Source organism: Alkaliphilus crotonatoxidans (genome assembly GCF_054658015.1).
The window spans coordinates 184,444-198,897 of the sequence record NZ_BAAHXS010000004.1 but is presented as its reverse complement, the minus strand read 5'-3'; the positions used below and the strand labels follow the sequence as shown (position 1 = coordinate 198,897).

Sequence of the window (14,454 nt, the reverse complement as noted above, 5' to 3'; positions counted from 1 at the left end):
ATTCCATGCTTTTTTTGTATGTAATAGGAAAGTTCTCTTTTTAAATATTTGAAAGACTGTCTTCCTTATAGGTCTCAATAAAGTCGTCCAATCTTCCAAAGGAAGGCTTTGATCTAAAGAATGGTCATGATTGGGCTGGTGTACCGATCATGATATTGTTTCATACAATAGTTTTAAAGACCATTAATTGACAAGCAAAATTCAACCACTGGTCACTAAGGCCTGTTTATGGTAAAATGGAAAAGATAGGCCATTAAAGGAGGATTGCAGATGGGAAAATTATTTGGAACAGATGGTGTCAGGGGAATTGCTAACCAGGATTTGACACCGGAATTAGCCTACCAGTTGGGAAGAGTCGGTGCCTATGTATTGTTAAAGGACAAACAGCAAGGTAAAGCCGTTATTGGAAAGGATACCCGCCTTTCAGGAGATCTGCTGGAATCTGCCATGGCGGCAGGCTTTATGTCTATGGGGGTTGAGGTCATATCCCTGGGAATCATTCCTACTCCAGCTGTTGCCTACTTAACCAGAGCCCTGGGGGCAGACTGTGGAGTGGTGATTTCTGCATCCCATAACCCTGCAGAGTACAATGGTATCAAATTTTTTAATCATCAAGGCTTTAAATTGCCGGACGAAATTGAAGACAAGATAGAATCATATATATTAAACAAACTTGATGTGCCTCATCGGGCCATGGGCGATCAGGTGGGTCGCCTAACGATTATGAAGGATGCTGCTGAGGAATATATTAGCTATTTGAAATCCACCATCAATCAATCCTTTAAGGGATTGAAAATTGCCCTTGACTTGGGGAATGGAGCTGCATATCAGGTAGCACCAAGACTTTTTAAGGAGCTGGGAGCTACAGTATATGCCATTAATGATCAGCCCAATGGATTAAATATTAATCTAAAATGCGGCTCAACCCATCCTGAGGTGTTACAGGTCTATATGCAGGAGGTAAAGGCTGATATAGGCATTACCTTTGATGGTGATGCTGACAGGGCTATTGCAGTTGACGAAAAGGGTCAAATTGTTGATGGTGATCATATAATGGCAATATGCGGAAGCAAGTTAAAGAAGCATGGTGCCTTAAAAAAGGACACCATTGTGGCTACAGTTATGAGCAACATTGGTCTGGATATTGCCCTTAAGGAAAGGGGCATGGCAATAACCAAAACCAAGGTTGGAGACCGTTATGTTTTGGAAGAAATGCTGCAAAATGGTTACTCCCTGGGAGGAGAACAATCAGGTCATATTATCTTTCTTGACTATAATACCACTGGCGACGGTCTGTTAACCGCAGTACAATTGGCTGACACCATCGTAGAGGAGAACAAGGCCTTCTCGAAATTAAGCAGCATGATGACTGCTTATCCTCAGGTACTGGTTAATGCCAGGGTATGCAAGGATAAAAAGAATGCCTATTTGGAAGAACCAACCATTGTTCAGGAAATTAATCGAATCGAGGCTCAGCTTCAGGGCCAAGGAAGGGTATTGATTCGTCCCTCGGGAACTGAACCATTGGTAAGGGTTATGCTGGAGGGGAAGGATCAGACCCAGTTAAATGATTTGGCAGTTGGTTTGGCAAAGATGATTGAAATGAAGCTCAATTAAGTTTATAATAAGAGGGAGCGGTCAGCATAGGGCTGACTGCTGCCGACCATTTTGAAAGGGGGAATGCCAATGAACAAGGCTACAACTAAATAAGGAAAATCAAGCGCCAGAGCTCGGCAAGATTTTGACTGAGCTGACGAGGAACAGGGTTTATCGAAAAATTCGGCGGATGCCCTGCGGTGTTTTCACCACCGAGAAAGTGCCTACAAAACTATCGAGCGATCGATAGGACAAAAGGGTTCGAGTGAAAGGTCTGTGGAGGGCTTTTTTAAGCTTTTTTCAGAGGCTTTTTTGTGTTGCCTTTTTTGGGGCTACTGGCTCAAAGCTGGAAATCTACTGATAAATGTTTTATGAATGAATGGATCGGCAAAAACTAAAATTAAAAGCTATCTCGAAAGGAGAAAATTATATGTGCGGAATTGTTGGCTATATAGGAAATAAAGAAGCTACCTCAGTTTTGGTAGAGGGTTTATCCAAGCTGGAATACAGAGGCTATGACTCAGCAGGCATAGCTGTATATAATGAAGATGGAATCCACATTCGTAAATTTAAGGGAAGGCTAAGTGTGTTGGCAGATCATCTTGAAGCAGAAACCCTACAGGGGCAAATCGGAATCGGTCATACTCGATGGGCCACCCATGGCGAGCCTTCTGACCGTAATGCCCATCCCCATACCAATGTGGCAGGAAATATTGCTGTCATCCACAATGGGATTATTGAAAACTATATGAAAATTAAGGAATGGCTGATTGAAGAGAAATCAATAGAATTTAAATCAGACACCGATACAGAAGTTATTGCCCACCTCATTGATCATTATTATGAGGGTGATCTTTTAGAGGCGGTCAATCGTGCCATCAGAAAGATGGAGGGAGCCTACGCCATTGGAGTCATTTGCAAGGACGAACCGGATAAAATTGTGGCTGTACGAAAGGATAGTCCCCTAATTGTGGGGTTGGGAGAAGGGGAAAATTTTATTGCCTCAGATATTCCTGCCTTGTTGAAATACACCCGTAAGATGCATCTGATTGAAAATGACGAGGTGGTGCTTTTAAGCCGTGACCAAGTGAAAATTTATAATGAACTAGGTCAGCAAATGGATCGAGAAGTATTCCATGTCACCTGGGATGCCGAGGCAGCCGAAAAGGAAGGCTACGAGCATTTTATGATTAAGGAAATCCACGAGCAGCCCAAGGGAGTCTCGGAAACCCTGTTAAGAAGGCTAGACAAGGATGAAAATATTGTATTGGATGGTATTAAGCTGACCAAGGCTGACCTGGACAACATTAATCGTGTCTATATCGTGGCCTGCGGAACTGCCTACCATGCAGGTCTAGTAGGGCGCTATGCCATTGAAAAATTTGCTAAAATCCCTGTAGAGGTAGATGTAGCCTCTGAATTCCGTTATCGTGACCCCTTTGTAGATGAAAATACCCTTTTTATTGCCGTCAGCCAATCCGGAGAGACCCTCGATACATTGGCGGCCTTGAGGGAGGCCAAGAGGAAGGGAGCCCGAATTTTATCCATTGTCAATGTAGTGGGCAGCTCTGTAGCCAGGGAATCAGATGATGTATTTTATACTTGGGCTGGACCAGAAATCGCAGTGGCCTCTACCAAGGCCTATACCACCCAGATGGTGGCCATGTATTTGATTGCCCTTCATATGGCCAGCATCAAGGGAGTCATTACCCAAGAGGACTATAAAAAGGTAATAGACGAATTAAAAACCATGTCCGACAAAATAAAGGATATTTTAGATCACTACACCAAAATCCAGCAGTTGGCCGATGGTCAATTCAATAACGAGAGTGTTTTCTTCATGGGCAGAGGCCTGGATGTCCATGTGGCCCATGAAGGTTCATTGAAGCTCAAGGAAATTTCCTATATCAATTCCTTTGCCATTGCAGCCGGGGAGCTAAAGCATGGTACCATTGCCCTTATTGAGGAAGGAACCCTGGTTATAGCCCTGGCCACCCAGGATCACCTCTACGAAAAAATGCTTTCCAATATTCAGGAGGTTAGGGCCAGAGGCGCCTTTGTGGTGGCAGTGGCCAAGGAAGGAAATAAAGAGGTTGAAAAGACTGCTGATGTGGTGCTTTATATACCTGATACCATGGATGAATTAACCCCAATTTTAAGTGTTGTGCCGCTACAGCTTCTAGCTTATTATATTGCCGTTGCCAGGGGCTGCGACGTTGATAAGCCTAAAAATTTAGCCAAGTCAGTGACGGTTGAGTAGGGGTTAAGGTTTCTTAGCCTTGCAAAAAAGGCGAATCTATTAGAAAACACATTATTTTAAAATGATTGTATTTTGTTAGTATGGATTTGTCAAAATACAAAAATTGTAGTTTTAATTGTCGTCGACCTCCAATAGCGTAAAAAACCCTGGAGATCGACGACAATTTTTCTGTTTACTAAAAGTATTGAAATATCAACTAAACAAGTTGTTTCAAGGGGAGAAAATCAAAAAAATTGGAGTAAAAATGACTTTTGACAATTTTATAAAAATGTAGTAAGATCAATATGTGCAATGGGTTTTAGAGATACCTATAAGGAATTGAAACCGTTTTCCTCAAATAGCTCTGGATTGGCTTGTGCATAGTTTTAGAGATACCTATAAGGAATTGAAACGCTTCTCTTGTTTCTGCCCTAGCTTGCTGGGCTTCCAGTTTTAGAGATACCTATAAGGAATTGAAACAGGACTTGTTTGCTGAACAGTTAATGTGATTAATCCGTTTTAGAGATACCTATAAGGAATTGAAACTTTAGCCAGTAGCAAAAGGGAAAGGATAGTAAAAAACCAAGTTTTAGAGATACCTATAAGGAATTGAAACTAATTAGGATTTCTTTTGTTGTAACACCTTGATATCAGTTTTAGAGATACCTATAAGGAATTGAAACGGAACACCCAAAGAAACTTTGGGCATAGTAACATGGTTTTAGAGATACCTATAAGGAATTGAAACATTTATTCGACAGAACCGCATCATATACAAATGATGGTTTTAGAGATACCTATAAGGAATTGAAACCCTGATTCCAAATCCTTTAGTAATTCCACAGTTTCCTTGTTTTAGAGATACCTATAAGGAATTGAAACAAATAATCACTAAACATATTAGGATTGGCCCATCCCGTTTTAGAGATACCTATAAGGAATTGAAACTAGGGTAATCCGCAAATTCGCACTGCCCAACAGTCTGTTTTAGAGATACCTATAAGGAATTGAAACCGAAAAGGTGTCGATTGGCTTGCCCGCCTTGACGAGTTTTAGAGATACCTATAAGGAATTGAAACACCCCATTCCTTCGGCTTTGTATTGGTTGAAATTCTCCAGTTTTAGAGATACCTATAAGGAATTGAAACGGAATCACAGGAATATAATCCATAGTACGTATCCTAGGTTTTAGAGATACCTATAAGGAATTGAAACGGCAGCTTGAAGGACTGAAACTAGAAAGGTTTTCTCCGTTTTAGAGATACCTATAAGGAATTGAAACTTGATAATCACAATGTAGAAATAGGTATATTTGGCGTTTTAGAGATACCTATAAGGAATTGAAACATCTGCAAGCCCGCAATAGCACTCAATAAATCTCCCATATGCAGTAAGTTTTAGAGATACCTATAAGGATTTAAAGCTGTCTTTTGATGAATATATAATAGCCGAATTCTACAGTGATCTGTGAGTTCGGCTATTATATTTGAGTGAAATATACTTCTGTTAAAAATAATCTAAATATTCATAATCGATTGATTAAGAAAGGTACTAATTAATAAATGATTATGATAATATGGTAGTATACAATATTCTATGGAAGCAGAGGTGGGAAGGGTGAATTTAGATAAATTTAAAGGCAAGCTCATAAAATGTGCCATGCATATGGAATTTGGCATAGCCTTATGTATTGTTTTGGCAATTCTGCTGGGGCTGGTAATTTTGTTTAAATACTTAGCAATTATTGCGGTTTCAGACATTGAAGGCATCTACAACATCTTTAAAGCATTTCTAAGTATTGCCCTATTACTGGTAATTGGTGTAGAGATGGTTTTGATGCTTCTCACCCATTCTTCAAGGAGTATATTAGAGCTGGTGCTATTTGCAATCGCAAGAAAAATGTTGGTTTATAGTGAAACCATGCTTGATTTAATATTAGGCACAATAGCCATTGCTATTGTTTTTATCATTCAGAAATATCTAGTGCCTGCTAATTCTACCCTTGAAAAGGGCCAACTTAATGTAGATATGCATACAATTCAAGATGAATATGAATATTCCGATGGTATGATTGAAGATAAAGAAATGCTTACGGATAGATTAATTAGCCACCTGTATGAAGAATCCGGAACTCCCCTTAGGGAGGGGGCAGAATACAGCACGGGGAATATCTATATGAAGATCATGAAACTAAAGGATGGTACCATAGAAAAGATTAAATTTAAAGAAAAAAAGCAGAGTAAAGAACGGGGTTAATTATTACAACAAGTTTTCTATATTTCAGGCTTTTAAAGAACAGACAACTCTTTAAAGGTCTTTTTTATTTCAGTTATTTACTGATATTGGTAAAACCCTGATTGCAGATAGCATAATCAACAAACCAGGGGCTTTACCTGCTTAAAGGGATTCTTATTTTTATAAAGGGGAATATTCCGTAGAATTTTGTTTGATACAATTTCTATAATGATTATGATATGAGGAGAAGTTCTAGTGCTTAGCCTTATAGTATAATTCTATCCTTCAGGATTAGAATATTTTGCTGACGATATATTCCTTACGTGGTATAATTTAGTCATACTCCGAAAGGAGGTGAAACTTCGATCAATGACTCAACAACAAAAGAAAACAGTCACAGAAATCTTACTGGCAGTTGCTGCACTTATTACGGCAATTGCATCTCTAATCAATGCAGTAAGATAGCGAAAAAGCAGGTGTTGCAGCACCTGCTTTTTCATTCCACTCCGATCAATGACCTAAAATATATGCTTATACTAAGAGTATAACTAAGTAAAATGGAAAGTGCAAGAGTTTAAGCAAAATTTTATGCTGAAATTTTAGCCACATTATTCAATAGAAAAATTTCAACTAACCTTATCCTTCTTCATCATATTATAAGTATGACCAATTTAAAGCGCTTTAAACACTTTAATTTTAATAAACATTATTAAAGTAAGGGGAGTAGTGATCTATTTTTTACGTAATTTATTCTGAATATCCTTTAGTTTCCATATAGGGATCGAATCCCCATTATACTTTCTCCAATAAACAAAATCATATTTATCCAGGCTACTGAAGAAAGCAATCTTTTCTTTTGCTTTTTCCTTATATTCATCGGTATAAAACCCAAAAACCTCTGCTATGGCAGCTGGCTTCATTGAATTGTAATCAAGAAGTAAAAAAATCCGGCACATAGCCATTCCATTGCTTGATAGTTCTTGGATCTGATTGTGTTGGTCTATCAAAAAGCATCCTCATTGCTATAATTGTTCTGCAAATTCTGCCTCTGCCTCGCTCTCAACGAATATTCCGTAACTTTTTAAGAAGGAGAACTCAATAGAGATAAAAGCAGGATTATTAAAGAAATTGAAAAAGCCATTGTAGAGGTTGACTATAGAGAATTCTATTTAAGAAGATTGTAGCGGAATCAAGTATATCGAGAAAGAGGGAAGTCGAGTATAGAAATCCATGTGTATATTGATAATAAACTCGATTCCAAATTCCCGTAGTAGGTGCAGGAGAAATCCTCGTTTGCGCGGGAATTGCTTGTTAGTGGGACGTTTAAGGAATAAGTGAAAAGGATAAATAGATTTCTTAACAGAAAAAGAATAGATAAAAGTATTGATTTAAAGGTATTGAAAGAATGTATAACACAAAAATTACTACCATAAAAACAGCTATCACAGAAAATAAATTTCTACTATAAAAACATGGTTCAAGTAAGAACATCTACCTGAAACCATATTTCTTCTTTTATAACATTTATACCTTTTTGTACTTTCTAATTATATCTGAAATGTGTCAGTAATAAAAAATTCACCCTGTCATAAATAATTAAGGGGTGATCGTCGGAATGGTAATTGTATTAAGAAGATTAAAATTTTACTTACTATTAATTTTGATACTGGCAATTATATTGATGGGTTTATGGATGATAATTTCGAATAAAAACAAAACTGTTCAACCTGCAATGGGTGGATATATCCATACCAATAATAAGTCAGAACAGGAGCTTACACAAGTTGTATTTAATTCTAATGAAATAAATGATGATACTGAACGCTTCCAGCGTCCATCCAAGGAATCAGTATTAAAGCTGAAATATGATGCTAAGGATTTTATTCATGCTCCAATTGAATCGCCCTATATTCAAACAACTTTTAATACACCTGAAGATGTAATTCAGGCCTATTATGCTATATTAAAGGATGCAGAGAATATGAGCGTATATCATGGTGGATGTGGTACCATAGGATGGTCAAAAATTCCATATCCTTATGCTTATGAACTTCTAACTAAGGATGCCCAACAGAAAATGACTTTAGAGGAGTTTGTAGAATCCTTTGCTGGAATTGGACATATGACCCTACTTAAACTCTATCCTGCGTATCAGCCTTCAAATACTAAAGATAAGATAAAATATTATATGGTGGAAATTGAAGTAATTACAGGGCCATCTTATAAAGAGAATGAAGATAATCAACTGCAACCCAGTTTTTTTGCTTATTATTATGGGCTGATCACAACAGAAAAAACGCCTACTGATAGCTGGAAAATTAAATCAATCGATTATATTCCTGAAGATTTTCTATGTCATCCATTTCACCACTGGGATTACGATGCCAAGTTCCTTGTAGGAATTATCTATGAAAATTGGTATGGACTTATTGACAAAATAGAAAAAGCTGAAAAGGTTGATTCAATGATATATGTTTATGCTTCTGGAAATGGTCATAAGTACAGGCTTGATTTTGTAAGACTTACAAATGGTGATGATGTTCTATTGCATGAAAATATACTGGAAAAGGGACAATGGAAAGAAGTAAACCTGCTGAAAGAAGAACATCAAGTTTATAAATTTTCTATTTTGAATCCAAACTTAAAGATAAAATAAGATTTAATCCATTATTACGAAAGGCTCTGATAAGGATATAATGATGTAGAAACTATATATTAGAATTTGAAAACCCACTGTTTTGTGGGTTTTGCTTTGCAATTAAAATAAGTTTGGTCAGTGATACTCCGTCTCTAAAAGAGACATAATGATTATTGATTCAAATTGGCCTTGATTATAAACACACTCCCTTAAAATTCCCTCTTCAACAAACCCCTCAGATCGATATAGCTCCTGGGCACGGCTGTTTTTTACCCGAACATCAAGCCATAGCCTATGGGCATTTAACTGTTCGAAGGCAACATATTTAATAAACCTGAGGGCCTGTCTGCCATAGCCCTTTCCCTTGCTGGCAATAACAATCCGTTTAAATTCAATATTACGATGGGGATTTGTCAGGCCCGCCATAATTATGTAGCCTACGGGGACTTCGGTGTCACTTTCCACCAAAGTTAAATGCAGTATATCCTCGTTGGTTAGGGCTGCTTTGTGCCTTTCCCTTGACCATTGATCCACAAATTGAGCATTGTGGGGGTCTGCCTCGGCACCAACGACAAAATCTAAATCCTGCTCCAATGTATTTCTTAATTTCAAAGTATCGGAGCTTAAATTAATGAGCTTCATAAAAATTTACTCCTTTCATTTACTTATAGAGTAGAGAACAGCACTTAAATTCAAAATATTTATGGTTACATTATACAGCTTATATGACACCAAGGCTATAGAAGGATAAATATTACCCTTAAATTTGAATGAAGAGTGAACAAGACAGAAGGAATTTTAAAAATATTATCTAATAGTTAAATAATAGAAAAATTGGTGGATTTTATACCCCATATTAATTCTGATGATTGATAAAAATTCCCAAGCTGTTGATAAATTCTACCAAACAGGATATAGAAATAATAAAGTGGCCCATTAAAAAATAAAAACTAAGAAGCTTGATCGGCCAGTGAAGGGGGCTGAATTCAGCTTTAAGTTTATTTTATTTATAAGCCGCACCATGGCATAATTTTTGCAATTGCTTTAATTTTAGGAAATTTAAAATAGGCCGATGGCTAAAAAAGGGGGATATAAAATGAAAAAGGTAATTAATCATCCTGAAAATGTCGTAGAAGAAATGTTGGAAGGAATCGTTAAGGCTCACCCGGAGTATGTAAAGCGATTAGAGGGCTTTGATGTATTGGTTAGGGCCAAGGGGCCTGTTGCGGGAAAGGTTGCACTGGTAAGCGGCGGTGGCAGCGGCCATGAGCCATCCCATGGCGGCTTTGTGGGGGAAGGAATGCTCCATGGGGCTGTGGCCGGAGCCGTCTTCACTTCACCCACACCAGATCAAATCTATGAAGCCGTAAAGGCAGTAGATGGCGGGGCAGGGGTCCTTTTGGTAATAAAAAACTATACCGGTGATGTTATGAATTTTGAAATGGCTGGAGAAATGGCAGCAGCAGAGGGAATTAATGTAGCCAGTGTTGTGATCAATGATGATGTAGCGGTAGAAAACAGCACCTGGACCACCGGGCGACGGGGCATTGCAGGAACAGTGTTAATTCATAAGATTGCAGGAGCAGCAGCAGAAAAGGGTATGCCTTTGGAAGAAGTAAAGCGGGTGGCAGAAAAGGTGATTGCCAATGTTAAATCAATGGGAATGTCCCTTACCCCCTGTACAGTACCGGCAGCAGGAAAGCCCAGCTTTGAACTGGAGGCCGACGAAATGGAGGTTGGTCTAGGAATTCATGGCGAGCCGGGCACCCACAAGGAAAAAATAAAGCCTGCATCAGAAATTACAAAGGATTTATTAGATAAAATTCTGGCAGAGCTGGAATTAAAGGAATCAGACCAAGTGGCGGTTTTAGTTAACGGGCTTGGCGGCACTCCCCTTATGGAGCTTTATATAGTCAACAACGAGGTAAACAAGCTGTTAAAGGAAAAGGGAATTCATATCCATAAAACCTTGGTGGGTAACTATATGACCTCCTTGGAGATGGCGGGCTTTTCCATAACTGTATTAAAATTAGATGAGGAAACCCGAGAATTATTAGATGATAGAGCAGATACACCTGCCTTTAAACAGCTATGAATTTAGATCCCTAGCAGGGAAAAGAAAGGTATAATAGATGGACTCAGGGAAAAGCGAGGAGATATCAGATTAACCTAGACCCGGATGGGGTCAGACAGATCATGTGCCAAAGTAAAGAAGAAACGGGGGAGGAATCAATATGCTTACAAGGGATCAGCTCTTGGAAATTCTATCTGAAATAGCTGAGGTTATTGTAAACAATAAACAATATTTGACTGATTTAGATGCTGCAATTGGAGACGGTGATCATGGAATCAACATGAGCAAGGGCCTCAAAGCGGTGGCTGAGAAGCTGGATACAGTGAGGGATAAGGACTGTGGAACTATTCTAAAAACAGTAGCCATGACACTGATTTCCACGGTAGGAGGTGCATCGGGGCCATTGTATGGAACGGCCTTTCTCAAGGCTTCAGCGGTGGCCAATGGCAAAGACGAACTATCCAATGAAGATATAATAAAAATGTTTGATGAAGCCATTCAGGGAATCATGATGAGGGGAAAGGCACAGTTGGGAGAAAAGACCATGCTGGATTCTCTGATACCGGCCTATGAAGCTTTGAAAAAGACCTTAGAGGCAGGGGAATCGCTGCCCAGTGCCTTCGATTCAGCCAGAAAAGCAGCAGAGGAAGGGGTTGCCCACACAAAAACCATTAGAGCCACAAAGGGACGGGCCAGCTACCTGGGGGATCGAAGTATTGGTCATCAAGACCCGGGAGCAACCTCAGCCTACCTCATGCTTAAGGTAACAGCAACCCTTTTAAATCGATAGGAGGCGTAAAAATGGTAGGCATTGTGATTGTTTCCCACAGTGAAAAAATAGCCTTGGGTATTGCTGAGCTTTGTAATCAGATGACCCAGGGGAATGTAAGTATAGAAGCGGCCGGTGGAACGACGGATGGGAGAATTGGTACCGACGCCATGAAAATAATGGAGGCCATTCAAAGGGCAGATACAGGAGACGGCGTGGTGGTGCTAATGGATTTAGGCAGTGCGGTAATGAGTACCGAGCTGGCTCTAGACCTATTGGAGGACAAGCTTAGAGAACGAGTTGTGTTGGTCGATGCACCTATTGTAGAGGGCAGTATTAGTGCTGCGGTTCAGGCTTCAATCGGGAGCATGCTGGAGGAGGTAAAGCTAGGGGCCTTGGAAAGTAAAGGGATGGTAAAACTTTAGTAGTTAATAATGCTGAGGCTGAAGTGGGCTTTCATGCCTTATATGTAATTGAAAGGGCCATTAGCCTATATGATGGCTTTGTCATATAGGTGTTTAATTTAGGCTGCAAATGAAGGATGTTGATTTGCAGCCTTTTGTATTTGTGGTGAAACTATTAGAAAATAACCTGAAATTAATTACATTATATTCATTTAAAAGGCGAAATTTCTTTGAAGTAAATTATCCAAGGGTAAGGAGGCAGCTGGAACATGGCAAATATTCGCAGGGCTAAGAAGGATGAAAAGGCAGTATTAACTAGGATAGCCATTGAATCAGAAGCCTATTGGGGGTATGATAAAGAATTTATGACAAAATTTGAAGCCATCTATGCTGTAACTGATCAGATAATCAGCGACAATGCCACCTATATCATTGAGGATCGTGGAATTATAGGCTTCTATAGTGTTCAGCTTAATAGAAATGAAGCAATGCTGGAATATTTCTATATAAGGCCTACATTTATAGGAAAGGGCTATGGAAGGAAGCTGTGGAAGCATCTGGTTTCAAACTGCATCAATGCTGAAGCAAAGACCATTGAAATTATAACAAGCCCTCAGGCTAAAGACTTTTATATAAAAATGGGGGCCTTACAGGTTGGTCATGTCGTATCCCTAGTTCAAAAGGAGCGGCAAATACCAAAATTGATCTATACTATTTTCAAATAACATGCTACTAAGTAAGCATCTTATCGATAAAAAAGGCAAGACCTCTGCCACGATGGGATGCTCTTATTATTTTTCCGAAGGGCAATTTACCCAAAGAAAGAAATCGTTTTCCAAAAAATAGGCGTGCAATCCCAGTATTAACAGCTATTTAGATTTGTCACTATTACTTATCGACTTATACTCATATCTTCGGCTTGTATAGCAAGGTATACTAACATATAATTAATATTGAGAATATTTAAAACATTTCTGCAGAAATGTCAGTATTTAATCATGTCATAATTAAATAAGGGGGTTATCTGCATGTCAAATCTTAGTGCAAGCACGTCGATTGGATCACAAAATAATACCCAACAGAAAATACAGAAATTCGGCAGATTTTTAAGCGGAATGGTTATGCCCAATATCGGAGCCTTCATCGCCTGGGGAATTATCACCGCCCTCTTCATCCCCACCGGCTGGGTACCCAATGAAAACCTGGCATCTCTGGTTGGCCCTATGATCAATTTTCTGCTACCCCTGTTAATCGGCTATACCGGTGGAAAAATGGTGGCCGATGTCAGAGGTGGGGTTCTTGGCGCCATTGCCACCATGGGGGTCATTGTCGGGGCAGATGTGCCCATGTTTATTGGTGCAATGATAATGGGGCCCCTGGGGGGCTATGCCATCAAGAAATTTGACGAAGCGGTAGAGGGAAAAATACCGGCAGGCTTTGAAATGCTGGTCAATAACTTTTCAGCAGGAATCATTGGTACCTTGTTGGCCCTGCTGGCCTATTTAGGCATAGGGCCCGTAGTATTGGCATTAAACAGTGTGTTAAAGGCAGGGGTGGAGGTAATTGTAAATGCAGGGCTCCTTCCCTTAACTTCAATATTCATTGAGCCTGGAAAGGTATTATTCTTAAATAACGCCATGAATCACGGCGTATTGGGGCCCCTGGGCCTTCAGGAAAGCGAGGCCCTAGGAAAATCCATCTTCTTTTTACTTGAAACAAATCCCGGGCCAGGCCTGGGAATATTACTGGCCTACTGGATCTTTTCAAAGGGGATGGTGAAGCAATCGGCCCCTGGGTCAATCATAATCCACTTTTTAGGCGGTATTCATGAAATCTATTTCCCCTATATCCTAATGAACCCATTATTAATATTGGCAGTCATCGCAGGGGGAGCCAGTGGTGTATTGACCTTCAGCATACTGGGGGCAGGGCTGGTGGCCACCCCATCACCCGGAAGCATCTTTGCCCTACTGGCCATGACCCCAAGGGGAGGGTACTTCCCGGTATTGGCGGGGGTAGCTGTGTCGACGACGGTGAGCTTCCTGGTAGGGGCCTTCTTTATCAAAAGGGCCAGCCATAAGATGGATGAAAATGAGCTAGAAGAGGCCAAGGAAAAGGTTAAGGGCCTGAAGGGTAAAAAGGGAAAACTGACAGTGAATCAAATTATATTTGCCTGCGATGCAGGAATGGGCTCCAGTGCCATGGCCGCCACCAGCCTGAGAAACAAGCTGAAGAAGGCGGGAGTAAATATTTCTGTAATCAATTGCGCCATAGAAGATATTCCGGTAGATTCGGAAATCGTTATCACCCATGAAAGCTTGACCGACCGGGCCAAAAATAAGGCACCCGGTGCAGAGCATATATCTATAAAAAATTTCCTGAATAGCCCGGAGGTAGATGAGCTGTTAAAGCGATTGTCATAATATTAATAAGAACAGTGGAAATTCTATTCCACTGTTCTTACCCTGCCAAAGTCATAAATAAAAATAGTTCTAATTA

General features: G+C 39.7%; 12 protein-coding genes and 1 CRISPR repeat array. Of the genes, 10 read left to right on the top strand and 2 right to left on the bottom strand.

The genetic code is table 11. The features are described from left to right. Positions 1-270: 270 nt before the first annotated feature. The 3 genes from glmM (at position 271) to ACYQ1I_RS03320 (ending at position 6,091) form a co-directional block, all read left to right on the top strand. A complete protein-coding gene (gene glmM / locus ACYQ1I_RS03330; RefSeq protein WP_459762449.1) occupies positions 271-1,617 on the top strand; it encodes a phosphoglucosamine mutase in 1,347 nt (448 codons plus the stop codon). Between the two features lie 409 nt (positions 1,618-2,026). Then, entirely contained in the window at positions 2,027-3,856 is a 1,830-nt protein-coding gene (gene glmS / locus ACYQ1I_RS03325; RefSeq protein WP_459762447.1) for a glutamine--fructose-6-phosphate transaminase (isomerizing), read from the top strand. Positions 3,857-4,151: 295 nt separating this feature from the next. Next, positions 4,152-5,259: direct repeats of the CRISPR family, unit length 30 nt; unit sequence GTTTTAGAGATACCTATAAGGAATTGAAAC. A 172-nt stretch (positions 5,260-5,431) separates the two neighbouring features. Beyond that, positions 5,432-6,091, top strand: coding sequence for a hypothetical protein (locus tag ACYQ1I_RS03320; RefSeq protein WP_459762446.1), 660 nt, complete (start codon positions 5,432-5,434; stop codon positions 6,089-6,091). Positions 6,092-6,801: 710 nt separating this feature from the next. On the opposite strand, the gene ACYQ1I_RS03315 is transcribed toward ACYQ1I_RS03320, so the two are convergent. Next, positions 6,802-7,077, bottom strand: a complete 276-nt coding sequence (locus tag ACYQ1I_RS03315) for a hypothetical protein (RefSeq protein WP_459762444.1) — start codon at positions 7,075-7,077, stop codon at positions 6,802-6,804. 608 nt (positions 7,078-7,685) lie between these two features. Here ACYQ1I_RS03315 and ACYQ1I_RS03310 point away from each other — a divergent pair. Beyond that, entirely contained in the window at positions 7,686-8,726 is a 1,041-nt protein-coding gene (locus ACYQ1I_RS03310; protein WP_459762442.1) for a hypothetical protein, read from the top strand. A gap of 117 nt (positions 8,727-8,843) precedes the next feature. On the opposite strand, the gene ACYQ1I_RS03305 is transcribed toward ACYQ1I_RS03310, so the two are convergent. After that, positions 8,844-9,350: a GNAT family N-acetyltransferase gene (locus ACYQ1I_RS03305; protein WP_459762440.1), complete on the bottom strand. Its 507-nt coding sequence runs from the start codon at positions 9,348-9,350 to the stop codon at positions 8,844-8,846. A 454-nt stretch (positions 9,351-9,804) separates the two neighbouring features. On the opposite strand from ACYQ1I_RS03305, the gene dhaK reads away from it, so the two are divergent. From dhaK to ACYQ1I_RS03275, 6 genes are all read left to right on the top strand, one after another. Next, the gene (dhaK, locus tag ACYQ1I_RS03300; RefSeq protein ID WP_459762438.1) at positions 9,805-10,803 is read left to right on the top strand and encodes a dihydroxyacetone kinase subunit DhaK; all 999 of its coding nucleotides are present in this window, start codon (positions 9,805-9,807) and stop codon (positions 10,801-10,803) included. Between the two features lie 139 nt (positions 10,804-10,942). Beyond that, positions 10,943-11,572, top strand: a complete 630-nt coding sequence (dhaL, locus tag ACYQ1I_RS03295) for a dihydroxyacetone kinase subunit DhaL (RefSeq protein ID WP_459762436.1) — start codon at positions 10,943-10,945, stop codon at positions 11,570-11,572. A gap of 11 nt (positions 11,573-11,583) precedes the next feature. Continuing rightward, entirely contained in the window at positions 11,584-11,976 is a 393-nt protein-coding gene (gene dhaM, locus ACYQ1I_RS03290; RefSeq protein ID WP_459762434.1) for a dihydroxyacetone kinase phosphoryl donor subunit DhaM, read from the top strand. Positions 11,977-12,085: 109 nt separating this feature from the next. Then, complete coding sequence (locus ACYQ1I_RS03285) at positions 12,086-12,247, top strand: hypothetical protein (protein ID WP_459762432.1); 162 nt, start codon at positions 12,086-12,088, stop codon at positions 12,245-12,247. Further along, positions 12,225-12,680 carry a GNAT family N-acetyltransferase gene (locus tag ACYQ1I_RS03280; protein WP_459762430.1) on the top strand — a complete coding sequence of 152 codons (456 nt, stop codon included), beginning with the start codon at positions 12,225-12,227 and terminating at the stop codon, positions 12,678-12,680. Before ACYQ1I_RS03285 ends, ACYQ1I_RS03280 begins: the two co-directional genes overlap by 23 nt. A gap of 303 nt (positions 12,681-12,983) precedes the next feature. Next, on the top strand, positions 12,984-14,378 hold the full coding sequence (locus tag ACYQ1I_RS03275) for a PTS mannitol transporter subunit IIBC (protein WP_459762428.1): 1,395 nt from the start codon (positions 12,984-12,986) through the stop codon (positions 14,376-14,378). Positions 14,379-14,454: the final 76 nt, after the last annotated feature.